We start from the raw sequence: 25000 nt of genomic DNA, 5'->3' as shown, positions 1-25000 counted from the left end.
CCCTCACCAACCCGCGGGGATTCCAAGGGGAGCGGTGTAAGGTGAAGGAGTCCTCAATCCGGATTCCACAAAGGCGATGCCTGTTCCGTCCCGCCCGCGAACTTTCGTGACTTCGCTTTTCCCAGAAGCTAGACTTCACCCAGCTTCGCCAGAGTGAAGCTGCCGTCTCGAGTGCTTCGCCCGTTGGACGGCCCGCGGTTCCCCCATCGAGACGTCCATCATGCGTATCCTCTGTTGCGTTGTCGCCGCGGTTGCGGCTCTCGCTTCTGCCGGTTCGGCGGAAGCTGGCTGGTGGCACGGCTACCACGGTTATTCGTACTACGGACCGGGCTACTTCGACGCCCCGCGGCCGTTCCTGTACAGCCCGACGTTCTACGTCGCTCCGCGGCCGGTCGTGTACGCGGCTCCGGTGAGCTACTCGTACTACGCTCCGACGGTGGTCTACGGCGCCCCGATCGCGGTCGCCCCGGCTCCCGTGGTCGCCCCGGTGTACTATCCGGCTCCGATCGTCAGCTCGTACTACGGTGTCGGCTATGGGCCGGCTTTCGGTGCCTACCGGACGTCGTACCGTGTCGGGCCGCACTTCGCTCACTACCGCGTTCGTGGCGTGGCGTTCTGATTGCTGACGCGCGTCGTCCTGTTGAACCTCGGCCGGTTGACTCCGTTGTGGAGTCAACCGGCTTTTTTCGTGGGCTCATGCCGATCGGCTCAGCGGCCGCGTTCGAGGCGCCGCGGGTTGGGCTGGACCGTGAGAATCAGCACCTCCGCCGCTTTGCGAAGGTCAGCCAGCGGTTCGACATCGATCGACCAGTGGGTCGCCCCGACCGCCGCATCGGCGCGGGTGACGGTGCCGTAGAGGAGCGGGCTATTGCCCCAGGGCTGGCGAAGGGGCGTGACGACGAGGTCTCCGACGCGGACCGGCTCCGTGGCCGCAACGTACTGCAGGGAGCAGCGGCCGGTGCCGAGTCCGACCAGGACCCCTTCCGGGCCTTCGACGGCAGCGCCTCCGGACTGGCGGACGAGCTGAGCCGCGCCGCGGTAGCCCGCGTCGGAGACCAGCTGGACCGTGCTGGTCCATTGCCCGGCCGTGGCGATCCGTCCCAGGACCGCCCGACCTGCGACGACCCGGCTGTCGATAGCGACCGAGTCCCGCGTGCCGACATCCAGCAGCGGGTGTCCGTCGGCAGCGACAAGGTCCCCGGCGGCGATCGTCTGATCCGTGCCCCGATTGATGACCGGCAGCTCCCAGCCGGGGAGGGGAGTGCCGCGGGAGAGGAGGCGGGCCGCGATCCAGTCGGCGTCGAGGAGAGGGTTCGCGCCGCGGGACGCGACCGGGAGTCCGGCCTGCTGGACCGCCTCATCGCGTTCGGTCTGCAACCGGGCGGAGACAGCCTGCCAGTAGAGAGCCTGACGGGTCGCGTCGGTCAGTTGGCGTTCGAGGGCCGCGGTCGATTCGCTGGAGACGGGCTCCGGCCGAGTCTCCGCTGAGACGTCCGGCAGAAGCCGGCGGAGGGCAGGGAAGGTGAGATCGCAGACAACGGCTCGGCAGCGTTCGGAAAACGCGGTCGGCAGGGAGAGCAGGGCGGCACTCAGCGCGGTCGCCAGCGTCGCTCCGCCCAGCCATCCCCATCGGGGCATCGTCGTTCCCCCTCTCCCGTTCGCTGTTGCCGCCTATCGTTCGGAGCGGCTGGGGAGCGGGCGGGCCGCCTGCGGGCCTTCTTTGGCCGGGACTTCGTAGTTCGCCGGACGGAGCTTCGGGTCCATCGAGCGGGCCTGCTCGACGTCGGCGCTCGCCAGGTCGATCTTTCCCTGAGCTTTGTATTCTTCGGCACGCCCGAGGTAGGCCTGAGCCACCTGGCCGTCGAAGCGCTGGGCGAGCTCGAAATCGGCGATCGCGGCCTGGTACTTCTTCTGCGCGAGATAGATGTCTCCGCGGAGCGAGTACGCCTCCATGGCGCCCGACTTCTCGATCAGGCCGACACAGATCGCGAGGGCGTCGGCCGTTTTTCCCTGGCGATGCCAGACCGCCGCCTGACCCAGGTGGGCGGGAACGCAGTCCGGGTTCTCCGTGATCGCCCGCGAGAAATCGGCGAGGGCCTCGGGGAGCTTGTCCTGCCGCAGGAGGTGCTGACCCCGCGCGACCCAGGCAGCCGGATCCTTGGGGTTCTTGGCGAGCTCGCGCGTCAGCTCCACGAGCCGCTGCGTCCAGGAGACGTGGGACAGGTCCTTCTCGGCCTCGGCGGTCTGTCCGAGCTGGCGATAGGCCTCCGCCCGCATCTGGTAGAACTGGAGCGCGCCCGGCTGGAGCGTGATCAGCTTGGAGTAGTCCGCGACGGCGAGGTCGAACTTCTTCGACTCCGCGTAGGCCTGGGCCCGGTTGACCCATCCGTTGATGTAGTTGGGGTTGATCGTGACCGCCTGGGTGAAGGCGTCGATCGCCGGCTCGAGCTTGCTCAGCTTGAGGTAGGCGAATCCCTTGTTGTTGAGGGCGTCGAAGTACTTGGGATCGAGCTGGAGGGCGTAGTCGAAGTCCTTCAGGGCGGTCTCGAAATCGCCCTGGGCGACGCGGACCAGTCCGCGGTTGTTGATCGGCTGTGCGAAGCTCGTGTCGAGGCTCGTCGCCCGCTCGAAGTCGGCGAGGGCCGCCGGATACTGCTGCTGGAGGAGGTAGAGGTAGCCGCGGCTGTTCCAGAGCTTGGCGTTGTCGTCCTGGACCTTGAGGGCGGCGGTAAGGTCCTCGATGGCGAGCGTGGGACGATTGGCGGCGGAGAGCAGGTTCGCCCGCTGGATGTAGGCTTCGGCGTAGTCCGGCTTGGCCTGGATGACCTTGGTCAGGACCTGCAGGGCGTTCTGGTAGTCCTTCTTGACGATCAGTTCGCGGGCGACGGCGAGTCCCTGTTCAGGGGTCAGCGGCCGCGGGCCCTGAGTCGCGGCCTGCCCGTTTGCAGCCGCCGCAGGAGCGGTCGCCGGAGTGCCGGCCGCGGGAGCCGCGGTCTGGCCGGGCGCGGCGGCGGTTGCGGAAGGGGTCCCGGACGCGGCGGGGTCGGGAGTCGAGGCTCCGGAGCCGCAGCCGACGAGGGTTCCGAGCGAGAAGAGAATCAGCGTCCTGCGCATCGCGTCCATCCCTGGAACTGGCGGGGTTCTGAGTGTCCGTACTCCCCCCCGCGTCTAACGGCCGGGAGTCTTACCCCCGACGCTCTCCGGCAGTCAATGCCGATCGGAGAGTTCGGTGGTTGTTTCACTGGGTCGAACCGCGTCCTTGCCGGCGCGACTCGACAGCTCAAACCCAACGTGCGACGGCATCCTGGGGTCAAGGGGGCCACGCCCCCTTGCCGCCGGAGGCGCTTTCATGAGGAACCGTGGTAAACAACGGGCGTCCCTTTTGTGGGACCCGCGTTAAGGACTCCCTCAAACCACACCACTGGCTTTGCAATCCCCGAGGGTTGGTGAGGGGGGCATACGACACGCTGTCCGCGTTTGGATGCGGACTCCTTCAGACATCTCCCGACGGCCAGGCCTCCGGCGGGCAAAGGGGCGTTGCCCCTCTGCACTCCCCACCAGGGTGCCCCTGGACCCCGGTTTAGCTGGCGCAATCCTCAGTTCTTGTCCGCAAAAGAAAAACACTCCGCTGCCCGCAAGGAGCAACGGAGTGTCGCTTTCACAAAGACCGCAATCCGCATCCGCCTGCCGGCGGGCGAACGCTTAGTCCATATCGTCGTGGTCGTGGCCAGCGTCCTTGCCATCCGCTTTCGGCTTCTCGGCAATGAGGGCGTCGCTGGTCAGGAGCAGGGTGGCAACGCTGGCGGCGTTCTGAAGAGCCGAGCGGGTCACCTTGACCGGGTCGATGACACCCGCCTTGACGAGGTCTTCGTAGACACCCGTGGCGGCGTTGTAACCGACGTTCCCCTTGTTGTCCGAAGCAACCTTCTCACAGATCACCGCGCCGTCGACGCCGGCGTTGTTGCTGATCTGCGTCAGCGGAGCGCGGCAGGCCCGGCGGATGATGTTGTAGCCGACTTCTTCATCGTGGCTGAGCTTGCCCGGGTCAACCGACATCGAAGCCCGCAGAAGGGCGACGCCGCCGCCGGGGAGGATCCCCTCTTCGACCGCCGCACGGGTCGCGTGCAGAGCGTCTTCGACGCGGGCCTTCTTCTCCTTCATTTCCGACTCGGTCGCGGCACCGACGTTGAGCTGGGCAACCCCGCCCGACAGCTTGGCGATCCGCTCTTCGAGCTTCTCGCGATCGTAGTCGCTGCTCGAGGCTTCCAGTTCGCGGCGGATCTGGTCAATCCGGCTCTTGATGTCGGCGGTCTTTCCGCCCCCTTCGATGATCGTCGTGTTGTCCTTGTCGATGACGATCTTCTTGGCCTTGCCGAGATCGCTGAGCTGGACGTTTTCGAGCTTGATCCCGAGGTCTTCGAAGATCGCCTGGCCGCCGCACATGATCGCGACGTCCTGGAGCATCGCCTTGCGGCGGTCGCCGTAGCCCGGAGCCTTGACGGCTGAGATCTTGAACGTCCCGCGGAGCTTGTTGATGACGAGGGTCGCCAGGGCTTCCCCTTCGACTTCTTCGGCGATGATCAGCAGCGGCTTGCCCGACTGCACGACCTTCTCGAGGACCGGCACGAGGTCCTTGATATTGCCGATCTTCTTCTCGTGGATCAGGACGTAGGCGTCTTCGAGAACGCACTCCATCCCCTGCGGATCGGTCACGAAGTACGGCGAGAGGTAGCCGCGGTCGAACTGCATCCCTTCGACGACTTCGAAGTCGGTCGTCAGGCTCTTCCCTTCTTCGACGGTGATGACGCCGTCCTTGCCGACCTGCTCCATCGCCTCGGAGAGGATCTGGCCGATCGTCGTGTCGCCGTTGGCAGCGACGGTCCCGACCTGGGCAATGGCCTTCTTGTCCTTGCAGGGGATGGCCATGCTCTTGAGCTTCTCGGTGACGTCCGAGACCGCCTTGTCCATGCCCCGCTTCATTTCGAGCGGGCTGACGCCGGCGACAACCGCCTTGAGACCTTCGTTGAAGATCGCTTCGGCCATGATGGTGGCGGTGGTGGTGCCGTCACCGGCGGTGTCGGAAGTCTTGCTGGCGACTTCCTTGACCATCCGGGCGCCCATGTCTTCGAACTTGTCCGACAGTTCGATTTCGCGAGCGACGGTCACGCCGTCCTTGGTCACCGTCGGGGAGCCGAAGCTCTTTTCGATGATGACGTTGCGGCCCTTGGGACCGAGGGTGACGCGGACCGCGCGGGCGAGCTTGCTGACGCCGCGCCGCATCGCTTCCTGGGCTTCCTGATCGAAAGCAATCATCTTGGCCATGGTGTGGAGAGCTCCGTATGTGCTTTTGTGTTTGGTTTAGGAGGGTTTTCAGTTGTCAGTTTTCAGTCGTCAGCCAGAGGGAACAGTTCGGTGCCAGAGCGTTTTCTGACTGAGAACTGAAAACTGACGACTGAGAACTCGCTCAATACACCGCGAGGATGTCGCTTTCGCGGAGGAGCAGGAGCTCTTCGTCGCCGATCTTGATTTCATCGCCGGCGTAGGAGGAGAAGATCACGCGATCGCCTTCCTTGACGGTCAGCGGAACGCGGCTGCCGTCCTTCTTGACGTGCCCGTCGCCGACGGCGACGACTTCACCGCGCTGCGGCTTGTCCTTGGCGCTGTCCGGCAGAACGATGCCGCCGGCGGTCTTGCCTTCCGCTTCCTGACGCTTCAGAACGACCTTGTCGCCGAGCGGAACGATCTTGATTCCACCTTCGGACTTGCCCTTCTTTGCCATAACTCCGCTGCTCCTCAGGACGACGCTGATTGAATTCGATTGATTTCGGGCGGGTGGAATGTGCTGGGAGGCGTCCTTGGGGATCGCCGCCGGTGCCGGCCAAGGGAATCGGCGCAGTCTCCGCACCCGGGTGTTTAAGGTGGCGTCAGCGAAAACGGTGCCAACAACAGGCAACACGCCACAAGACACATGCTCGAAATGACTTACAAACAAACACACCGCGCCACGAGAAATTGCGGCCTCCGCCCGCTGTCAATTTGACAGCGGTTCCGGCGTCGCGGACCAGCGGCTTCTCGGTGCAGCGGCAGCGGGGAAGTCCGGCTCGGCCGGCCGGAAGGCGGTCCTATTGGGCCGGCAACGTGAACTTGGCGCTGGCGGGATGCGCCCCCTTGGCCCCGATCAGGATGATGTCGGGCTCGTCGTCACCGTCGGAGAGGAGGTGGAACGTAATCGTCTCAGCCTTCTTTCCGACCTTGAAGGTGACGCCGTCCGATTTCCCGAACGTCGCGAACTGGAACTCGAAGCCCATCCCGTCGCGGTCGACCTGGATGTAGTCCGCGTTCTTGGCCTTCTCCGCCTTCTCGAGCCCCTGGAACTCACCGATCAGCCGATCTCCGGTGACCTCGACCTTGCCGTTGAAGATCCGGCGCTTGGCTCCCTTGGCGGCGTTCTTCGACGTCACACGGAGATGCCACACTCCCTCTTCGAGCCACACGCCGTACATCCGCCGCTTTCCCTGATCGAAGCCCTCGGGCCGCCCGTGCGGATCGATCGCCTTGTCGGCGGCCAGAAGGAAGGGAGAGGCGAGCAGCACCGGCAGCAGGGTGGATCGCAACAGCCACTTGCGACGGGATGTTGGCATGGGTCCCTCGAACAGGGCGAGCGCGACGACGAGACGGTTCACAACCCGACCGGAATTCTACCGCAGCGGGCGGCAAAACGCCCTCACTGCCGCAACCCGCCCGCCGCCCGTCACAGTTGGGGCACGCCGGTCGGGTAGCGTGCAGGAAAAGCGTCACGGGGTCAGGGACACGGAGTGCAATCGCCAGAAACAGCCGCCCGGGCACCGGGTCGGGGGCGGGCAGCCGGTCGCGGTGCTGATCATCCACTGAGGAGTGTTGAAGAGGACTTTCACGACCGCTCGACGCGACCGTACGGAAGGGACCGCGGATCCCGGCTCACTTCTCGCCGGACGGACGAGCCGCGGGCTCCGGTGCCTTCGGACGCTCCCCTTTGCGATACAGCTCCTGCCGCCCCGCGATGGCGGTCGCCAGGTCCTCCCGGCCGGCGGCGCGGGCGGCCCGAATCGCCTCGCCGGCGAGCCGCTCCGCTTCGTCAAAGCGGCCCAGGCCGGCGGCTCCCATCGCCATGACATCCAGCACTTCGGCCGGCGCGGGGGCGGGATCGAACACGAGCGCGATGGTCGCCGCGAGCCAGTAGCCCTCGGCGATCGATGAGCCTTTCGTCGCCGGTCCGAGGACCATCCCCATCGCCGCCCGGAGCCCTTTGTTGGGCCAAGCCGGGTCCTGCTGCAGGACGAGCCGCGCCTCCGCCCGCGCGGCCTCGGTCTCTCCCGCCGCCAGGAGGGCAGTCGCGTGGCGGCTTCGCATCCGCGGCTCCTGCGGCGCCAGTTTGACTCCCTGTTCGAACTCCGCCGCCGCGGCAGCCCAGTCGCCGGCGTGAAGGTAGGCGTCCGCCAGGCTTCCGTGCCGGTCCCGGTCCTCCGGCTTCTCCTCGACCGCCTTTCGGAGGTGCGGGATCGCCTCGTCCGCGTGGCCGAGACGGACAAGAGCCACGGCGCTCTCGCTGGCGACGTTCGGCATGGCCGTGAGCCGCAGCGCGTCGCGGAACTGACGGGCCGCCTCGTCCTGCTCTCCGCGGCGCATCGCGACCTTGGCCAGGACGTAGCGGCTCCCCGCCTCCAGCTCCGGCTCATCGGTCTGCCCCTCGCAGAGCGCGAGGGCCCGGCGGGCGACCGGCTCCGCTTCATCCCAGCGCTTGGCGCCGGCGAGGGCGGTCGCGAGTCCCACGTGATTCTCGGCGGTCTCCGGAGCGAGCCGGCACGCTTCCTGAAAGCCGGCAATCGCCTCCCCGTAGCGCGAGGCCCGCAAGGCGGAGCTCCCATACTCCCACCAGTTTCGCTCGCTGGGAGCGGCGTAGACCGCCTGACTCCAGAGATCAAAGGGGCTCTTCCAGACGCCGCCGTGCCGGACGCTGGCGACGGTCAGGGCGACGAGCGCCAGCACCGCCACGGCCCAGCGGGAGGCAGGCGGGAACCACCGACGCGCCGCCTCGACCAGGAGCGTCCCGAGCGCCACGATGAGCGGAATGCCCGGCAGGTAGGTGTAGCGGTCCGCGTGGGCCTGGACTCCCACCTGCACGAGGCCGATGACCGGGACCAGCATGCCGAGGTAGCACAGCCACCCGACCAGCACCGCCGGCCATCGCCGCCGGACGAGCCAGGCCGCTGCCGTGACGCCGCCGAGCACCGCCAAGCAAGCCAGCCACTGCCAGACGGGACGGGAGGGGACGATCGGATAGAGGACCGCCAGCTTGGCGGGCCAGAACGTCTGCCCGACGTAGACCGTGTAGGCCCAGATCGCCCCGATCAACCGGTCGGGAAAGCTGACCTCCGCCATGGTCCGGATGGCGTCCCCCTCGCGCTGCGCCAGGACCGTGACCACGCAGCTCGCCGCGGCCAGAATCCACAACGGCCACTTCTCGATGACGAGGCGGGGGAGATCGCGGATCGAGGTCCATCGGCGGTAGGGCCGCCAGTCCAGTAGGATCAGGACGCACGGGAGCGTGACCGCCATCCCCTTCGACATCAGGCTCAGCGCGAACCAGAACGTGACGGCCGTCATCCGCCGCCAGCCCGGGCGCCGGGCGTACCCGTCGTAGCTCATGACCGCCAGCATCGCGAACAGCGTGCTCGTCAGGTCCTTCCGCTCCGAGATCCAGCCGACCGATTCCCAGCGAAGGGGGTGAATCGCGAAGACGACCGCCGCCAGGAACGCGTCCAGCCGGCGGCCGGTCAGCCGCCGCAGCATCAGGAAGACGACGACGGCGTTGACCGCGTGCAGGAGGACGCTCGTCAGGTGATAGCCGGCGGGATTCAGTCCTCCCCCTACCGAGGCGTCGATCTGCCACGACCAGTACGTGACGGGATGCCAGTTGCAGAAGTGAAACGTCGTGAGGGCCCACCAGGCGTTCCGCGGGGTGAGCCCCTCGGTCACGGGATCGTTCAGGACGATGTAGGCGTAGTCGTCGAGGTTGACGAAGTCGAACCCGATCGACTGGCCGAACACGATCGCGACGAGCAGGACCAGCGCGGCCGCGATTCCGGCGTCGCACCACAGGGTCCGGGGCCGTGAGCTCTCAGAAACGGCGGCCTGCGGCACCAATGACTTCGAACCTGTCCCCTCGCTCAGTGGCAAGCGAGGTGTCCCGGCGGCGGCGGGGGAAGCGGAGTCAACGTGTGGCCTGCCCATGAACAGGTGGAGGTTGGAACGGAAGAAGCGCAGATTGGACTGAATTGCATCCGGCGACGGACGCGATGTCAAACGGCTTTCCAACAAGCCCGTCGTCGCGAACAGGCTCTTCCGCCGATTCTCCCTCTGCGGCAGACGGCAGAGTCTCGTCTCAGCCCTGCCGCTTCACCATCTCCTCCACCCAGATCGGTACGAAGGGAATGATGCAGCCCTTGGAGACCGGCCAGTCGCGGTAGAGGCCGATCTTCTCACCGATGGCGAGGGCCCGCTTGCGGAGCGGGGGGTGGTGAATGCCGATGGCGGCCAGGGTGTTGTTCATGGTCCACTGGACCTCCGGCTTCGCCTTGGGCATCTCCTTCTCGATGCGGTCGAGGAGCGCCGGGAGGTCGAGTCCGTCCGCGGTCCCTTTGTTCACGCGGCTGGCGGTGAAGTTCCAGCCCGCGCGGGCCGCCCAGCGGTCCTTGGCCTTCATCCACTTCTCGCGGAGCGTTTCCTTCTCGGGATGCTCGGCGACGACGTAGGAGTTCAGCCAGTCGGCGACCTGGGCGCAGGTGGTCGAGCGGGTCAGCTTGTCGACTTCGTCTGCTGAGAGGGATTTGGACTTGATGATGAGCGTGGCGAGGAGCTGGGCTTCGACGTTGCCGGTCTCCCAGAGCTGGAGGGCGAGTTCGTGATTCGTCTTGAGCTTCTTGGCGATGGCACGGAGGTCGCCGAGTTTCACGCCGAACTGGTTGTCGGGTGCGCCGGTCTTGGTGTTGTGGGCCCGGCGGGCAGCGTCGCCGAGGGACTCAAGCTGGGTGAGAATTTCGTCGACGGTCATGTGGGTGATTCTACCTGCTAACTCCAACCGCGTCCTTGCCGGCACGACTCCATAGCTCAAACCCAACGTGCCACGGCTGCCGGGGTCAAGGGGGCGACCCCCTTGCCGCCGGAGGCGCTTCCATGAGGAACCGTGGGACACGACGGATGTCCCCTTTGTGGTACCCGCTATGAGGACTCCTTCCAACCACAACGCTAGCTTTGCAATCCCCGCGGATTGGTGAGGAGGCATCCGGCACGTTGTCCGTACCTGGACACGCGCTCCTTCAGACATCTCTCGACGGCCAGGCCTCCGGCGGGCAAGAGGGCGTTGCCCCCTTGTATCCCCCACCAGGGTGCCCCTGGACCCGGTTGTTGAACGCCCGTTGACCCGGCACGGTGTTCGAACACTCGTCGTTACCACGCTCGATTGACCGCTCGCCGCGCTATGTTCCCTCGGAAAAACCAACAGGAACTCCCAATCCCGCGAGCCACCCGAGGACCACATCCGACGACAAACCGTCGATCCGAAGCACCTTCTGCGACGAGGTCAGCCCCGTGACGACAGCAACGCGGCTTCGCGCAACACCAAGGGAATCAGCCACCAGCTCGCACAGCGCGGAGTTGGCTTTCCCCTTCTCCGCAACTTGCGTCACCGCAATCTTCAGCCGCTCCCCGTGCTCCCCAACGATCGCGTCACGACGAGCTCCCGGCTGCGCCTTGACCGGGAGGAGGACGGCGTCGCCGACGACTTGAAGCAGAATCATCTGGGACCGAAGGCTCGCGAAGCCGTTCAGAACAACTCGTGAATCTCACGCTTGCCGAAATCGACAAGCGGGAAGGGGCGTCCCGCCGGGCCCGGCAGGTGGGACTCAATGTTGAGACCAAGGGAGTGGAAAATCGTCGCGGCGATGTGGCCAGGATCGACCGGCCGGTCCGCCGGGACGCCGCCGACCGGGTCGCTGGCACCGACGACCTGCCCCCCCTTCACCCCGCCGCCGGCGAAATAAGTCGTGAAGCACTGCGGCCAGTGGTCGCGGCCGCCCGCCGGATTGACCCGCGGCGTCCGTCCGAACTCGGCCAGGTTGCAGACAAGGGTATTGTCCAGCATGCCGCGATCAGAGAGGTCTTCGATCAGGGCACTGTAGGCCCGGTCGTACATCGGGGCGACGATATCCTTCATCCCCGCGATCGACGTAAAGGGCTTCGAGCCGTGGATGTCCCAGGTGATCTCGTCGAACACCGTCAGGAACGTGTTGATCGTGACGAAGCGGACGCCGGCCTCGACGAGCCGCCGCGAGAGCAGACAGCACTGGCCGAATCGGTTCATGCCGTAGCGGTCGCGGACCTTCTGCGGCTCCTTCGAGAGGTCGAAGGCTTCGCGGGCCTGCGGACTCGACATCATCCGGAACGCCGCCTGGAAGTTGCTGTCGAGCAGGGCGGCGCTTTCGGACGCTTCGAACTCCTTCACGGCGTCGTCGACGATTTCCCTCATCCGCTTGCGGCGGTCGAGGCGGGCGGTCCCCATGTCGCTCGGCGGGAGAAGGTCGGGAACCTTGAAGTTCGGTTTCGAGGGGTCCGCCATCAGGGCGAACGGGTCCTGGGCCTTGCCGAGAAAGCCGCCCGCCTGACCATTGGGGAGGTTTCCGCCGCCGCGGCCCATCGGCTCGGGGAGAATCACGAAGGGGGGCAGGTCGGACTTGCGGCCTTTCAGGTAGCTGACGACCGAGCCGCAGTGGGGGGTGTTGACGCCGCCGGAGAAGAGACGGCCGGTCTGCATCATCTGCCAGCCGGCGTCGTGGACCGCGGCGCCGGTGTGGTGGCAGGAGCGGACGAACGAAAACTTGTCCGCCACCTTGGCGTGCATCGGGAGGATCTCGGAGATCTGGATCCCTTTGACGTTGGTGTCGATCGCCTGGAAGGGCCCGCGGACTTCGGCCGGGGCTTCCGGCTTCATGTCGAACGTATCGAGCTGACTCGGCGCGCCGAGGTTGAAGATCATGATGCAGGCGCGGTTGTCTTTCGACTTGTCGACCGCGCCCGATTCTTTGGCCTGCAGATACTGGGGCAGCGAGAGTCCGACGGCCCCGAGCGCTCCGACCTGCAGGAAATCCCGGCGCGTTGCACCGTTGCAGGTTGTCGCCTGGCCTTTGCCCTCAAACTTCAGCATGGAATCCTCGCGCTCGGGATCGTTCGGGTTCGCCGCGCCGGGAGGGGCGAAGCGAGCTCGATGGCGCAATAGTTTAACCGACGCTGATGCGTGTCGCGACCGGAAGTCCGTGAAGTTTCATGGACAGGGGCGCCGCCACCAAGTACGGGCCCAGCCGGGTCCAGGGGCACCCTGGTGGGGAGTGCAGAGGGGCAACGCCCCTTTGCCCGCCGGAGGCCTGGCCGTCGAGAGATGTCTGAAGGAGCACGTGTCCAAACGCGGACACCGTGTCGTATGCCCCCCTCACCAACCCGCGGGGATGGCAAAGCGAGCTGTGTGTCTTGAGGAAGTCCTCAACGCTGGCACCACAAAGGGGAGGTCCGTTGTGTCCCACGGTTCCTCATGGAAGTGCCTCCGGCGGCAAGGGGGCGTGGCCCCCTTGACCCCAGGCTGCCATGGCACGTTGGGTCACAGCTATCACGTCGTGCCGGCAAGGATGCGGTTCGAGCCCGACGCCAGAGGCCCCCTCGAGGAAGCGCCCAAGCCACAACGAACATTCCCTCTTCCTGTCGCCAAACGAAACGGAGCGGCATGCCCCACGGGACATGCCGCTCCATGAAGACGGTCAGACGCGGACTTACTGCTCGCCCTTGAACACCCGCTGGAGCTCTTCCAGCGAGGTTTTTCCCTCGCCGACGAGCCGGATGCCGTCTGCCTGGAGCGAAGGCATCTTTTCCTTGCGGGCGGCCGCGCGAAGAGCGCCGGGATCGGCCCCGGCCTTGATGATCTCCTTGATCGCGTCCGTGTTCTCGATCACCTCGATCATCGCGGTGCGGCCGTAAAAGCCCGCTCCGCCGCACTTCTCGCAGACGTCGAGCTCCTCGGTCTCCTCTTCCTTCGGAGCTTCGAACTTGCGGTAGAGCACCTTCGTCTCTTCCGGCAGGCCGACCTTCTCGAGGAGCTTGGGGTTCGGACGGAACGCCTGACGGCACTTGTCGCACAGGACGCGGACCAGCTTCTGGGAGAACACCCCCCGAAGCCGCTCCGCGACGATGTTGGGATCCCCCGCGAGCTGGCAGAACCGGGTAATCGCGTCCGCCGCGTCCTTGGCGGCGAATTCCGAGATCATCGTCACGTCTTCGGAGTCTTCGAGCAGCACCTTGCCGAACTCGACGGAGCGGACCGGCTCCATGTACATGACTTCCGCTTCCGCCCGCTTGGCGCGGACGATCGTCCGCCGCAGGTCGTCGCCGGGCTCCGCCTTGAACTGCGTCACGTGCGGGATGTCCCGCTGCGGGTCGAACATGCAGTAGATCGTCGTCATGTAGGCGTCGATCCCGCGGACGATCCCCAGGACTAGGGTCGAGACCCCCGACATCGGCGGACCGGCGGCGAGGATAATCCCGTTGCTGCCGGCGGCGAGATCGCGGATCTTCTGCTTGATGACCTCGGAATAGCCCAGTTCATTGGGCGTTTCGAAGGGAATCTTGGTGTTCCGCATGCGGATGACGAGCCGCTCGCCCCCTTCCTTCATGGGCTGGCTGTCGACGCGGACTTCCCACGGCAGTTCGTTGGACTGGGCCTTGATCCCCCCTGACTGCGGCTTGTTCCGGACCTTGACGTCGAGCCCGGAGAGCAGCTTGAGCATCTGCGTCACGGCGAGACCGGTCTGGGCGGGCATCCGCGCCCCGGGGGTCGGAATGCCGTCGATGTAAAAGGTGGCGACGGCGGCCTGCCCCTTGGGCTCCAGGCGGATCATTTCCGCCCGCTTCATGAGGGCGTCCGTCACGATTTCCTTGGCTTTAACGAGCCCCGCCTGGACGAGTTTCGCGTTCTCCTTCAGGTCGGGCTCCACCTTGTTCAGGGCCCCCTGAAACGTGACCAGCTCGATCTCTTCCTCTTCCTCTTCTTCTTCCTTCTTCTTGCCCCATCCGAAAATCACGGTGAAGACTCCCCTGAGCTGGCATCACGTTCGAATGTGCTCCCGATGCGCCGGGATGGACAACTACGTTTAAGAACACTGACGCCAATGACAAAAACCGGCCGGCGCGTCCGACACATGACGGAATTGTGGCTGGAGAGGTGGCGTGTGGAAAGGACTCGCCGCAGTTTTCGACGCCAGATTGCGAGGGAAACGGTCGCGGGACGGATTCCGTATCACCGGAAGACGATTCAATTTGCATCGCGCGAGGCGGATGCGGATGCTGGAGAAGGCCCGGGAGCGGGGCGGTTTGCCGCCTGGAGCGACAGCACGATCGGAGCGATCGGAAACGGGCGAGAAGAGCAGGGGGGAAGGATGGCGACGATCAGCGGAGGGCGTTACCACGGCGGGTGGGTCGCCGGGGCGTTTGTTCTGGGCGGGCTGGTGGGATTCGTGGCCGGCGTGGCGGCAGTGCTGGTGCTGAACGCAATCCTGGTGGCGCAGACAAGCTACGCCGGGTAATTGGTCGTCCTCAGGAGAGCGGTGGGAGTCAGCCCACTTATGACCTCCTATCTGTGTTTATCTGTGGCTCAAGAAAATCAGCCACACGGATGAACACAGATCCGACCGGTGCGAGGAACCGGGACAGCGCGGACAATTCGCACCGCGTATCAAGGGGCTGACGCCCCTCGCTCGTCTGGTTCACAGAAACTCCATCACGACCGTATCCGTGAAGAGGCGGCCCGAGCGCGTCAGCCGCAGTGAACCATCAACGATCTCCAGCCAGCCCTTCTGGAGAAACCTCGGGGCGGCTTCTCCGCCGAGGGGAAGCAGTTCAAACCCATACCGACTCTGAAACTCGGCGACGTTCAGGCCAACAGCCTGCCGCAACCCGACCATGACCGCCTCCCGGGCCCGTTCCTCCGGCGTGAGGACCTCTTCCTCAACGATCGGCGACTCTCCAGCCAGGACCTTTCGGATCCAGGTGGTGACGCTGCGGTGATTCATCCGCCGCACGCCGCCGACAAAGGAGGCTGCACCGGGACCGAAGCCGTAGAACGAATCCGCCCGCCAGTAGGTCTGGTTGTGGCGGCACTCGAACCCCGGTCGGGCGAAGTTCGAGACCTCGTAGTGCCCGTAGCCCGCTTCCTCCAGCCTGTCCATGGCGTGCTCGTACATCTGCCGTTCGAGCTCCTGCTCGGCGGGGACGATCGTCCCACGCGATTGCTTCGACCAGAAGGTCGTTCCCCGCTCGAAGGTAAGACCGTACGTTGAGAGATGCTGCGGCTGGAGTTCGATAGCCCGCTCGAGGTTCGCCTTCCAGGTCTCCAGCGTCTGTCCGGGGAGCGCGAAGATCAGGTCGAGCGAGACGTTCCGGAAACGGCGCTGAAGGCGGCCGACCGTCTCGACCGCCTCCGTCACGGCGTGATCGCGTTCGAGCAGCCGCAGTTCGTCGTTGACAAACGACTGCACGCCTAGGCTGACACGGTTCACGCCAGTCTCCGCCAGCAGATCGAGCTTCTCATCGGTCAGTCCGGACGGATTCGCCTCGACGCTGAACTCCCCCCCGGGGACAAGCCGGAACCAGCGGTTCGTGAGCTCCAGCAACCGCGCGAGGGACGGTGGATCGAGATGCGTCGGGGTCCCACCACCGAAGAAGACGGTGTCGACCTCAACGGGATTCCCCAGCGATTCGAGCTGCCGCGCGAGACCGTCGAGGTACGCCCCCATCAGGTCGTCCCGCCGCGCGATGAGCGTGAAGTCGCAGTACCCGCACCTGTGCGCGCAGAACGGCACATGGATGTAGGCGGAGCGGGGCTGCGGGAATCCGGACATTTCGAGTTTTCAGTCGTCGGTCGTCAGTTCTCAGCCAGCGACTGTGGAGATTCCCGATACGAGAGCCACGGGCGAGGCCTCTCTTATCTGTGTTCATCCGTGGCTAGTTCTTCTTGAGCCACGGATCAACACAGATTCACACAGATCAGGCAGAGATGGGAGGAGTGTGCTCACCGAGGTCGGCTTCGGCCGCGGCGCCGGGGTGACTCCGTCTTGCTTCCGCCGCCACCAGCTCCCTTGCTCCGCCGGGGCGGGGCCTTGGCTTTGGCGTGCTGGACGAGCAGCAGGTCGAGCTCTCGACGGTCGACATCGACGCGGTCGATCTCAACCTCGACCCGGTCGCCGAGCTGATAGGCCCGTCCGGTCTGCCGGCCGACGAGCCGCTGAGCGACCTTGTCGTACTCATACGACTCGGGACCGGGCAGAGTGGAAACGTGGACCAACCCCTCGACCGGGAGCTCCGTTCCGCGACAGAAGAAGCCGAAGCGGTCGACGCCGGTGATCGTCGCCGGCAGCCGCATCCCGATCTTGTCCTGCACGTACAGGAGCAGCTTCACGCGGCTCAGGGTCCGCTCGGCATCCGCCGCCCGCCGCTCCGTCATGGAACAGTGCGTCGAGATGTGGACCAGGGCTTCCCCGCGAAACCCCTTCGGCCGCTTGTGACCATCGATGATCTGGCCGAGGAGCCGATGCACGATCAGGTCGGGATACCGCCGGATGGGGCTCGTGAAGTGGCAATATTCCGGCTCGGCCAGGGCGTAATGCCCGACCTCCTTCGGCGAATACTCCGCCTGCTTGAGGCTGCGGAGCATCGCGAAGTTGATCGCCCGCTCCTGCGGCGTCCCTTTGACGCGGGCGAGCAGCCCCTGGAGGTCCTTCCGGCTTTGCGGCTTGCGAAGCGGGAAGCCGAGAGAGTCGGCAAACTCCGCAAACGCTTTGAGCTTGGGAAGGTTCGGCTCGTCGTGGATCCGGCGGGGGAACTCGATCCCGCGGTCCGACAACTCGGTCGCCACCGCCACGTTGGCGGCGAGCATGAACTCCTCGATGAGCTGGTGGCTCTCGTCGTGGAACGCCTCGTGGGCTCCCGTGACCCGGAGGTCGCGGTCGAAGTCGAGCTTCACTTCGGGCAATTCCAGATTGATCGCCCCATTGCGGAACCGCTTGCGGCGGAGCTTCATCGCCAGGGCGTGCATGTCGCACAGCTGCCGCCGGATCTCCTGGGGGATCTCCGGGTGCCGGTCGGGATGCTGGATGACCGGCATCACCTGCTCGTACGCAAACCGCTTGCGGACCTTGATCGCCGTCCGGGCGAAGCGGCGTTTGCGGACGTTCCCTTCCTCGTCGAGCTCCAGCAGCGCCGACATGGCGTACCGAACCCGTCCTTCCTGCAGGCTCGCGAGACCGTTGGAGATCACTTCCGGCAGCATCGGGATGACAGTGGCCGGCAGGTAGACGCTCGTCCCCCGCTGGCGGGCGTCGTCGTCGAGGGGACTGTTCTCCTCGACGAAGTGGGAGACGTCGGCGATGTGGATCCCGAGGTGCCAGTGCCCCTTGTCGTCCCGCTGGAGCGAGATGGCGTCGTCGAAGTCGCGGGCGTCGATCGGGTCGATCGTCAGGATCAGCTCGTCGGTCCAGTCCTCGCGGTCGGAGAGGTCGTTCTCGTCGAACTCGTCCGCCTGGCGGCGGGCTTCCTCCTGGGCCGGTTCGGAGAAGTCGACCGGGAGGGCGAACTCGTGAATCACGAGCTGCGTGTCGACGCCCGGCTCGCCTCGCGGTCCCAGGACCTTCGTCAGGACGGCCTCGCCGTATTCGCGATCGGTCGGGAAGTGCAGCATCTCGATGACGACTTTGTCCTCCGGCTGGGCTCCCTTGGCCCCCGGATCGCCAACCGAGATCGGGTGCGGGAAATTCCGGCCGTCGATCTGGACCCAGCCCGCGCCGTCTTCCTCGAAATACGTGCCGACGAAGACCGTTGTCTCGCGGGTCACGACCTCGACGATTTCTCCGGACCGTTGTCCTCCCGCACGCCGCCGGGCGGTCAGTTTGACGAGGACTTCGTCGCCGTCCTGGGCATCCTTCATGTCTCCGCGGTCGATGAAGACGTCGCCGGTGATTCCGCGAGGGACGGGTGGGGCTGGTGTGAGATAACCGTCGCCCGCCGATGTGCGGCTCACTTTGCCGAGGAGAAGTCCGGCGGTGGACCGGCCGAGAATGAGTCCGGTTGTCGAGACTCGGGCGGCTCCGCCCGCGACGAGTTCGTCGACGGCCTCCTGCAGGGCGGAGAGGCGGTCCCGCTTGAGTCCGAGCTTTTTGCCGAGTCCCTTGAGGTCCGATGGGTGATAAGAAGGCCCTTCGATGTAGGTCAGAATCCGTTGTGAAAGAATGTTCATTACAGAAGGGTCGCACCTGACCTGCGGAAAGACAAGTGCCTATCTTTACTTGCCGGCGCGGCTGTGCTCGCTCAAACCCAACGTGCCACGGCAGCCTGGGGTCAAGGGGGTCTCACCCCCTTGCCGCCGGAGGCATTTTCGATGGGGAACCGTGGTAAGCAACGGACGTCCCCTTTGTGGAGCCGGCGTTGAGGACTCAATGCTCGCTTTGGAATCCCCCGCGGGTTGGTGAGGGGTCATACGACACGGCGTCCGCGATTGGATACTCACTCCTTCCGACATCTCTCGACGAGAGGGCCTCCGGCGGGCAAAGGGGCGTTGCCCCCCTTGCATCCCCCCACCAGGGTGCCCCTGGACCCGGTGTTAAGAGCGGAACGTCATGTCGGTTGGAGCCTCAGAGCGAACCTGTACAATCCGCCAGTCCCGCAGCACTCGGAATTCCCTTCATGATCAGCGTCACGCCACCCGTCATCGAACACATCCTCCAAAAGGCGATCGACGGACAACGGCTCACCCCAGAAGAAGGCGTGCAACTCCTCCAGTCGCACGACCTCACCGCCATCGGCGCCGCGGCCGACGCCGTCACCCGCCGACTCCACCCCGAGCCGTTCCGGACCTACAACATCGACCGGAACATCAACTACTCCAACGTCTGCGCCGCCGTCTGCGACTTCTGCGCCTTTTACCGCCCGGTCGAACACCCCGAAGCCTACGTCCTGACCAAGGAAGTCCTGTTCGAAAAGATCCAGGAAACGGTCGACCTCGGCGGCGACCAGATCCTCCTCCAGGGGGGACTCCACCCCAAACTGCCGCTGGAGTGGTACGAAGACCTCCTCCGCTCCATGAAGGAGAAATTCCCGCAGGTCAACATCCACGGCTTCAGCCCCCCCGAGCTCTACCACTTCCACAAGATCAGCAAACTCCCGCTCAAGACCGTCCTCGAACGGCTCAAGGCAGCCGGCCTCGGCAGCCTCCCGGGCGGCGGCGGCGAGATCCTGGTCGACCGCGTTCGCAAGCTCATCACGCGAGGCAAGGTCCTGACCGACGGCTGGCTCGAAGTCAATGAGGCCTGGCACGAACTCGGCGGCCGCAGCACCTGCACGATGATGTTCGGCCACGTCGAGACGCTGGAAGAACGGATCGAGCACCTCGACCGGCTGCGGCAGCTCCAGGATAAGACCAAGGGCTTCACCGCGTTCATCTGCTGGACGCACCAGGCTCCCGGCCACGCCCCCTGGTTCGGCAAGGACGCCGAGGAAGGCCGCAAGGGGGGCGTCGACATGTCGCAGATTCCGGAAGTCGGCGCCTTCGAATACCTCAAGACGCAGGCGGTCGCCCGGCTGTACCTCGACAACATCCCCAACATCCAGTCGTCCTGGGTCACCCAAGGCGAAAAGGTTGGCCAGATGGCGCTCATGTTCGGCGCGAACGACATGGGGAGCCTCATGATCGAAGAGAACGTCGTCGCCCAGGCGGGGACGGTGTTCCATCTCTCGCTCGACACGATCCGCCGCTGCATCAGCGACGCCGGCTACATCCCCCGGCAGCGGAACGTGTACTACGAATACATCGACGAGTACCCGCCCACGAACGCCGCTCCCCGGCCGCGCCCCCTCCCCGGACTGCCGGTGCTGGCCACCGGATCGTGCGGAACCGGCGGCGGCTGCTCGACGAACTGATCGCAGCGCTCCGTGGTCAGTCGTCCGTTTTCAAACGGTCCTCCTTGCGAGTTGCCATGTCCCGCGCCCTGCGTCTCCGCCCGTCGGCCGCTGCTGCGGCCCTGTTAATCTGTTTACTCGGGATGGCGGAGACGGCCCGAGCGGCCGAGCCGAAGCTGCCGCTGGCCGCTCCGGCGGATGTCGGGATGCAGGCGTCACGGCTGGAGGCGATCGACCGGATTGCCGCCGAGGGAATTCGGGACAAGAAGATGCCCGGCTGCGTCATCGTGGTCGGCCACAAGGGGAAGATCGTTCATCGGAAGGCGTACGGCCTGCGCCGCGCCGAGCCGACCCGCGAAGAGATGACGCTCGACACGGTCTTCGACCTGGCGTCGCTGACGAAGCCCATCTCGACGGCAACGAGCGTTCACAAGCTCGTCTCGGAAGGGAAGGTCGACCTCGACGCGCCGGTAACGAAGTACCTTCCGGCCTTTGCCGAGAACGGCAAGGACAAGATCACCGTCCGGCACCTGCTGCTCCACACGAGCGGGCTGATTCCGGACAACGCGATCGGCGACTACGCCCTCGGTCCCGAGACGGCGTGGCAGAAGATCCTGGCCCTCAAGCCGGTCGCCGGTCTCGACGAGAAGTTCATGTATTCCGACGTGAATTTTCTGGTGCTGGGGCGGATCGTCGAAGAGGTGAGCGGGCGGAAGCTGAACGACTACGTCCGGGCCGAGCTCTACGAGCCGCTCGGGATGCCCGACACCGGCTACCTTCCCGACAAATCGCTCCTGCCGCGGATCTGCCCGACGGAGAAGAAGGGGGAAACGTGGCTGACGGGTCTCGTCCATGACCCGCGGGCGCAGGCTCTCGGCGGGGTGGCGGGGCATGCCGGACTGTTCTCGACGGGAGACGATCTCGCGGTCTTCGCCCAGATGCTTCTCAGCGGCGGGACGTGGAACGGGAAGACGATCCTGCCGGAGGCGGCGCTCAAGGAGATGACGCGTCCGACGGCGGTTCCCGGTTCCAATTTCCGGATGGCGGGGTGGGACAACCGCTCGGGCTACTCGGCCAACCGCGGCGATCTCCTGAGCCCCGCAGCCTATGGGCATGGGGGCTTTACGGGGACGGGGATCTGGATCGACCCGGAGCAGGAGCTGTTCGTGATCTTCCTGAGCAGCCGCCTTCACCCGACGGGCGACGGCATCGTCAATCCGCTGATCGGCCGCGTCTGCACGGTGGCCGCCGCGGCCATCGTGCCGAAGAAGTAGCCCATAGGTCGATCCGCTCACGAGAGCGAATCGACCGGAGCCGCGGGTCAAGGGCGGCCAGCCCTTGCCGCCGGAGGCATTTTCACTCGAGGAACCGTCCAAACCACAGCGGATGCGACCTCGGTCACCGCCCGCGAAGCTGGAAGTCATGTCGGCTGGGGCGGTGCTTGGACTTCCGCCCCTTTCCCTTGCCGCCGGAGATCGACACGTCGTCGCTGCCGAAGACCAGCCCCTGATTGTCGAGAAGGGCCTGGAACTCCAGCGACGTCGTTGACGAACCGATCGCGCCGAAGTCTTTCAGGTCCCGCAGGTCGAAGCGGATCAGCAGGTCGAGACGTCCGTCGCGGTTAACGTCAACCTCGAAGATGTCACTGGGAGCGACCTTCTGCCCCAGACCCGTTTCCGGGTCGGTCAGCTCCGGATCACCGAGGATGATCGTCTCGGGCAGGACCGCCGTGACGTCAAAGTCGGCCGATCCGAAAACCGCCACGTCGAGCGGCTTCGGCTTCTTGTCCTTGAGGTTGATCTCGTTGTTCTGACTCGTCGGAATGACGTCGATCGCCACCTCCCGCGGCGGGGGAGGGGGACCGATGACCGAGAGGGAGGTAATCGTTCCCTCGAGGAAGACGCGGCCTCCGTAGGCCTGGCCGGCCACGGTCACGCTCTGCTGGAAGTCCAGGACCAGGTTCAGGTGGTCCGTGGCAAAATCGTTCTGGGACGAGGGGAGGGTCAGCGGCCTGGTTCTCGGCGGCACGTCCCAGAGCTGAAGCGTGAAATACGGGAGCGGGCTGGCCGAGACGTTCCAGCCGGCCGGCAGCGTCACCGGCTGGTTGCCGAGGTTGATCCCGGAGAAACCGAAGCCGCTCTCTCCCGAGACCGTGGTCGCGGTCACCGGCCCATTCGTCACGATCGTGTGACCGTTGATCGTCAGGGAGCCGCTCGACGAAAGCAGGTTCAGATAACGGGCGTAGCCCGTCCCGCCATCCGTCACCGCGGAACCGTCGTCGTACGTGATCGTCCCGGAGAACGAGCTTCCAACCGGGGCGGGCTGAAAGTCGATCGGCGGCGCCTCCGCGTCGTTGGCGTCGATGATCGCCCGGACCGTCCCCGCAAAGTTCACCGTGACATTGGCCGCCTGAGCAGTCGCCACCGGAATGGCGAGAAGCAGGGCGATCGAGCGCGCAACTCGAAGCATGGAATGACTCCCTTTGCCCTTGTGACTGAAGACCCCACAGCTTTGGCCGAGTGTACTTCCGGGGGAGACGGCTTCAAGGTTGCCTGCGCGGGGAAGGACGTCCGTTGTGGATTGGACGGTTCCGCGAGGGAAGCGCCTCCGGCGGCAAGGGCTGGCTGCCCTGGATCCGCGGCTGTGGCTGCTCTTGCTCTCGTTCGCTCTTGTGACTTTGGGGACGCTGGATTACTTTGCCGTGCAGAGTCTTCATCGCTGGGGGTCGTCATGCAGTTGCAGCACGCACTTCTGGAGATCGCTGAGATCCGCGAACGGGTCGCCGCGACACAGGTCTTCCGGGGATACCGCGCCCACGCCGCGGCCCTTTCCGCCCTCCTGGCGTTTCTGGCGGCGGGACTTCAGCCGTGGGGGCTGGCGGAGCCGACACGTCACCTGCACGCCTATGTTCTCCTCTGGTCCGCCGTGGCCGGGCTCTCGGTCGCTGCGAACGCCGTCGACCTCCTGGCCCGCTGGCTCCGCGATCCAACCGGACGCGAAGGGGCGAGGACGCTGACCGCCTTGCGGGCCCTGGCTCCCTCCCTCCTGACCGGGGGACTGGCGACGGCGGTCATCACCCTGAAGGCCCCGGATGTCGGGTGGACGCTCCCCGCGATCTGGGCTCTCCTGTTTGCCCAGGGGATCTTTGCCTCCGCGAGCTTCCTGCCGCGCGGGACCTGGTGGATCGGCGCGTACTATGTCGTCGCCGGACTTTTCGTCCTGACGTGGGCTCGTGACAGCCAGGCGCTGGCGGGCTGGACGATGGCGATCACCTTCGGCGTCGGCCAGTCGCTGGCGGCCGGCGTGCTCTATTTCTCCCTGGAGCGCCGCCATGCCGTCTGAGAAACACCTTTCCGAGACTCCCGACGACGGTTCGAGCGGGGGACGTTATGCCTACGACGGCCTCGATCGGGTGATCCACGAACGGGCCCGGCTGGGACTGATGACGTCGCTGGCGGCGTCGCCGGACGGCGTGACGTTCGTCGAGTTGAAAGAGCAGTGCCGGTTGACCGACGGCAACCTGGGCCGGCATCTCAAGGTGCTTGAAGAGGCGGGGCTGATCGAACTCTGGAAGCGCGGCGCGGGCCGGAACCAGCAGACGCTCGTCCGCCTGACGGCGACCGGCCGGGCCGAGTTCCTCAAGTACCTGGAAGTGCTCGAACAGGTCGTCCGCGACGCCGCCCTCTCGGCGGCCGTCCCCCGCGGCCGAAAAGGCTTCTCGCCCGCCTGACCGCACCCGTTGATCCGCCGAACGTTTCGCTGTCGGAAAATACTCTGCACCACAAAGTCTTTGCGAAAGGAGCGAGTTATGGCCGAGTTCGACTGCGCGGTTGTTGGAGCCGGACTGGCCGGGCTGAACCTGGCTCTGGCCCTCGGGCGGCAGGGACGCCGCGTCCTTCTGATCGACAGGAAGGAGACGCTCCAAGCGGGGATCCACACGACCGGGATCTTCGTGCGGCGGACGCTCGAGGACTTTTCGTTCCCGGCCGATTCGCTGGGCCCGGCGATCCGTCACGTTTCACTCTATTCGCCTGGCCTCCGGCGGCTCGATCTGGAGAGCCCGCACGCCGAGTTCCGCGTCGGCCGTATGGGACGCCTCTACACGGCATGGCTCGAAGAGTGCCGGGCCGCTGGGGTGGAGATTGCCCTCGAGACGCATCTCGAATCGATCTGCGAGGCGGGCGGAGCGAACACGCTTCGACTACGGACGGGCAAGCAAAGCTGGGAGGCAACGGCGCGTTTCGTCGTCGGCGCGGACGGGGCGGTCTCCCGCGTTGCGGAGCATCTCGGGCTGAGCCGCAACACGGAGTGGATCGTCGGCCTGGAGGACGTTTACCGCGACACGTCCAACGGCGGCCCGCCGCGGATGCATTGCCTGATCGATCCGGAGCTCGCCCCCGGCTATATCGCCTGGGCGGTGCACGACGGAGAAGAGATCCACGTCGGCGTCGGCGGGTATGCCGAGCGGTTCGCGCCCCCCGCGGCGCTCGCACGGTGGACCGAGGTCGTCCGGACCAAACTTGGAATTGCGATCGAGGAGCGAGTCGAGCGCCGCGGTGGACGGATCCCGGTTGGCGGCGTTCTTCCGCAGATCGCGAATACCCGCGGACTCCTCGTCGGGGATGCCGCCGGGGCAGTGTCGCCTCTCACGGCAGGGGGCCTCGATCCGTGTCTGCGGCTCTCCGGGTTCGCCACCGAGGTCCTCGACGAGGCTCTCCGCGCGGGAAGCTCGGCGCCCCTCGCGGCCTACTCAGGGAAAATGTTCCGCCGAAAGTTCCGCTCACGGCTGTGGCTGAGGACGGGACTGCGACGGATCAGCTCCCGCTGGCTCGCCGAAGCGGCCTGCTGGGCGCTGAGAACCTCCCTCGGCCAAGGCCTCGCGGCACGGGTCTTTTTTCACCCGGCGTCGTTTCCGGATGTCCCCTGGTCGCGCGCCGCGAGGTCCTTGGATCGTGTCGGCGTGACGAACGGCTGAGCC

The 25000-nt window shown here is 65.8% G+C and carries 20 protein-coding genes; 7 read left to right on the top strand and 13 right to left on the bottom strand.

Features of this window, described 5'->3' with window-relative positions; genetic code table 11:
• Positions 1 to 220 precede the first annotated feature (220 nt).
• Entirely contained in the window at positions 221 to 619 is a 399-nt protein-coding gene (locus VT03_RS28860; protein ID WP_075096212.1) for a hypothetical protein, read from the top strand.
• Positions 620 to 708: 89 nt separating this feature from the next.
• On the opposite strand, the gene mreC is transcribed toward VT03_RS28860, so the two are convergent.
• The 10 genes from mreC to VT03_RS28810 all read right to left on the bottom strand — a co-directional run bounded on the left by mreC (position 709) and on the right by VT03_RS28810 (position 14159).
• A complete protein-coding gene (gene mreC / locus VT03_RS28855) occupies positions 709 to 1638 on the bottom strand; it encodes a rod shape-determining protein MreC (protein WP_075096211.1) in 930 nt (309 codons plus the stop codon).
• Positions 1639 to 1671: 33 nt separating this feature from the next.
• A complete protein-coding gene (locus VT03_RS28850) occupies positions 1672 to 3114 on the bottom strand; it encodes a tetratricopeptide repeat protein (RefSeq protein ID WP_156514830.1) in 1443 nt (480 codons plus the stop codon).
• A gap of 588 nt (positions 3115 to 3702) precedes the next feature.
• On the bottom strand, positions 3703 to 5322 hold the full coding sequence (gene groL / locus VT03_RS28845; RefSeq protein WP_075096209.1) for a chaperonin GroEL: 1620 nt from the start codon (positions 5320 to 5322) through the stop codon (positions 3703 to 3705).
• 142 nt (positions 5323 to 5464) lie between these two features.
• Positions 5465 to 5779 carry a co-chaperone GroES gene (groES, locus tag VT03_RS28840; protein WP_075096208.1) on the bottom strand — a complete coding sequence of 105 codons (315 nt, stop codon included), beginning with the start codon at positions 5777 to 5779 and terminating at the stop codon, positions 5465 to 5467.
• A 343-nt stretch (positions 5780 to 6122) separates the two neighbouring features.
• Entirely contained in the window at positions 6123 to 6641 is a 519-nt protein-coding gene (locus VT03_RS28835) for a hypothetical protein (RefSeq protein WP_156514829.1), read from the bottom strand.
• A gap of 316 nt (positions 6642 to 6957) precedes the next feature.
• Positions 6958 to 9180: a tetratricopeptide repeat protein gene (locus VT03_RS28830; RefSeq protein ID WP_075096206.1), complete on the bottom strand. Its 2223-nt coding sequence runs from the start codon at positions 9178 to 9180 to the stop codon at positions 6958 to 6960.
• 241 nt (positions 9181 to 9421) lie between these two features.
• Positions 9422 to 10090 carry a DNA alkylation repair protein gene (locus tag VT03_RS28825; RefSeq protein WP_075096205.1) on the bottom strand — a complete coding sequence of 223 codons (669 nt, stop codon included), beginning with the start codon at positions 10088 to 10090 and terminating at the stop codon, positions 9422 to 9424.
• A gap of 424 nt (positions 10091 to 10514) precedes the next feature.
• A complete protein-coding gene (locus VT03_RS28820) occupies positions 10515 to 10835 on the bottom strand; it encodes a DUF167 domain-containing protein (protein WP_075096204.1) in 321 nt (106 codons plus the stop codon).
• A 26-nt stretch (positions 10836 to 10861) separates the two neighbouring features.
• Entirely contained in the window at positions 10862 to 12238 is a 1377-nt protein-coding gene (locus VT03_RS28815; protein WP_075096203.1) for a DUF1501 domain-containing protein, read from the bottom strand.
• Between the two features lie 616 nt (positions 12239 to 12854).
• On the bottom strand, positions 12855 to 14159 hold the full coding sequence (locus tag VT03_RS28810; protein WP_075096202.1) for a GspE/PulE family protein: 1305 nt from the start codon (positions 14157 to 14159) through the stop codon (positions 12855 to 12857).
• Between the two features lie 147 nt (positions 14160 to 14306).
• Between VT03_RS28810 and VT03_RS28805 the strand changes: the two genes are divergently transcribed.
• Positions 14307 to 14660, top strand: a complete 354-nt coding sequence (locus VT03_RS28805) for a hypothetical protein (RefSeq protein ID WP_075096201.1) — start codon at positions 14307 to 14309, stop codon at positions 14658 to 14660.
• Between the two features lie 180 nt (positions 14661 to 14840).
• On the opposite strand, the gene hemW is transcribed toward VT03_RS28805, so the two are convergent.
• Positions 14841 to 15974 (bottom strand): radical SAM family heme chaperone HemW, encoded by a 1134-nt coding sequence (gene hemW, locus VT03_RS28800; protein ID WP_075096200.1) that lies wholly within the window; start codon positions 15972 to 15974, stop codon positions 14841 to 14843.
• A gap of 170 nt (positions 15975 to 16144) precedes the next feature.
• Positions 16145 to 18364, bottom strand: a complete 2220-nt coding sequence (rnr, locus tag VT03_RS28795; RefSeq protein ID WP_075096199.1) for a ribonuclease R — start codon at positions 18362 to 18364, stop codon at positions 16145 to 16147.
• A gap of 446 nt (positions 18365 to 18810) precedes the next feature.
• Between rnr and mqnC the strand changes: the two genes are divergently transcribed.
• Both mqnC and VT03_RS28785 read left to right on the top strand, forming a co-directional pair.
• Positions 18811 to 20043 (top strand): cyclic dehypoxanthinyl futalosine synthase, encoded by a 1233-nt coding sequence (gene mqnC, locus VT03_RS28790; protein ID WP_075096198.1) that lies wholly within the window; start codon positions 18811 to 18813, stop codon positions 20041 to 20043.
• Positions 20044 to 20099: 56 nt separating this feature from the next.
• On the top strand, positions 20100 to 21296 hold the full coding sequence (locus VT03_RS28785; RefSeq protein ID WP_156514827.1) for a serine hydrolase domain-containing protein: 1197 nt from the start codon (positions 20100 to 20102) through the stop codon (positions 21294 to 21296).
• A 124-nt stretch (positions 21297 to 21420) separates the two neighbouring features.
• On the opposite strand, the gene VT03_RS28780 is transcribed toward VT03_RS28785, so the two are convergent.
• Positions 21421 to 22491, bottom strand: a complete 1071-nt coding sequence (locus tag VT03_RS28780) for a hypothetical protein (RefSeq protein ID WP_075096197.1) — start codon at positions 22489 to 22491, stop codon at positions 21421 to 21423.
• Positions 22492 to 22752: 261 nt separating this feature from the next.
• Here VT03_RS28780 and VT03_RS28775 point away from each other — a divergent pair, with 261 nt between their 5' ends.
• From VT03_RS28775 to VT03_RS28765, 3 genes are all read left to right on the top strand, one after another.
• Complete coding sequence (locus VT03_RS28775; protein WP_075096196.1) at positions 22753 to 23364, top strand: hypothetical protein; 612 nt, start codon at positions 22753 to 22755, stop codon at positions 23362 to 23364.
• Complete coding sequence (locus VT03_RS28770; protein WP_075096195.1) at positions 23354 to 23752, top strand: transcriptional regulator; 399 nt, start codon at positions 23354 to 23356, stop codon at positions 23750 to 23752. The genes VT03_RS28775 and VT03_RS28770 overlap by 11 nt, the downstream gene beginning before the upstream one ends.
• A 78-nt stretch (positions 23753 to 23830) precedes the next feature.
• Entirely contained in the window at positions 23831 to 24997 is a 1167-nt protein-coding gene (locus tag VT03_RS28765; RefSeq protein ID WP_075096194.1) for an NAD(P)/FAD-dependent oxidoreductase, read from the top strand.
• Positions 24998 to 25000: the final 3 nt, after the last annotated feature.

This window comes from Planctomyces sp. SH-PL14, assembly GCF_001610835.1.
Taxonomy (GTDB): domain Bacteria; phylum Planctomycetota; class Planctomycetia; order Planctomycetales; family Planctomycetaceae; genus Planctomyces_A.
Note: the sequence above shows the minus strand (reverse complement) of the source record. Positions and strands in the feature narration are given on the sequence as shown.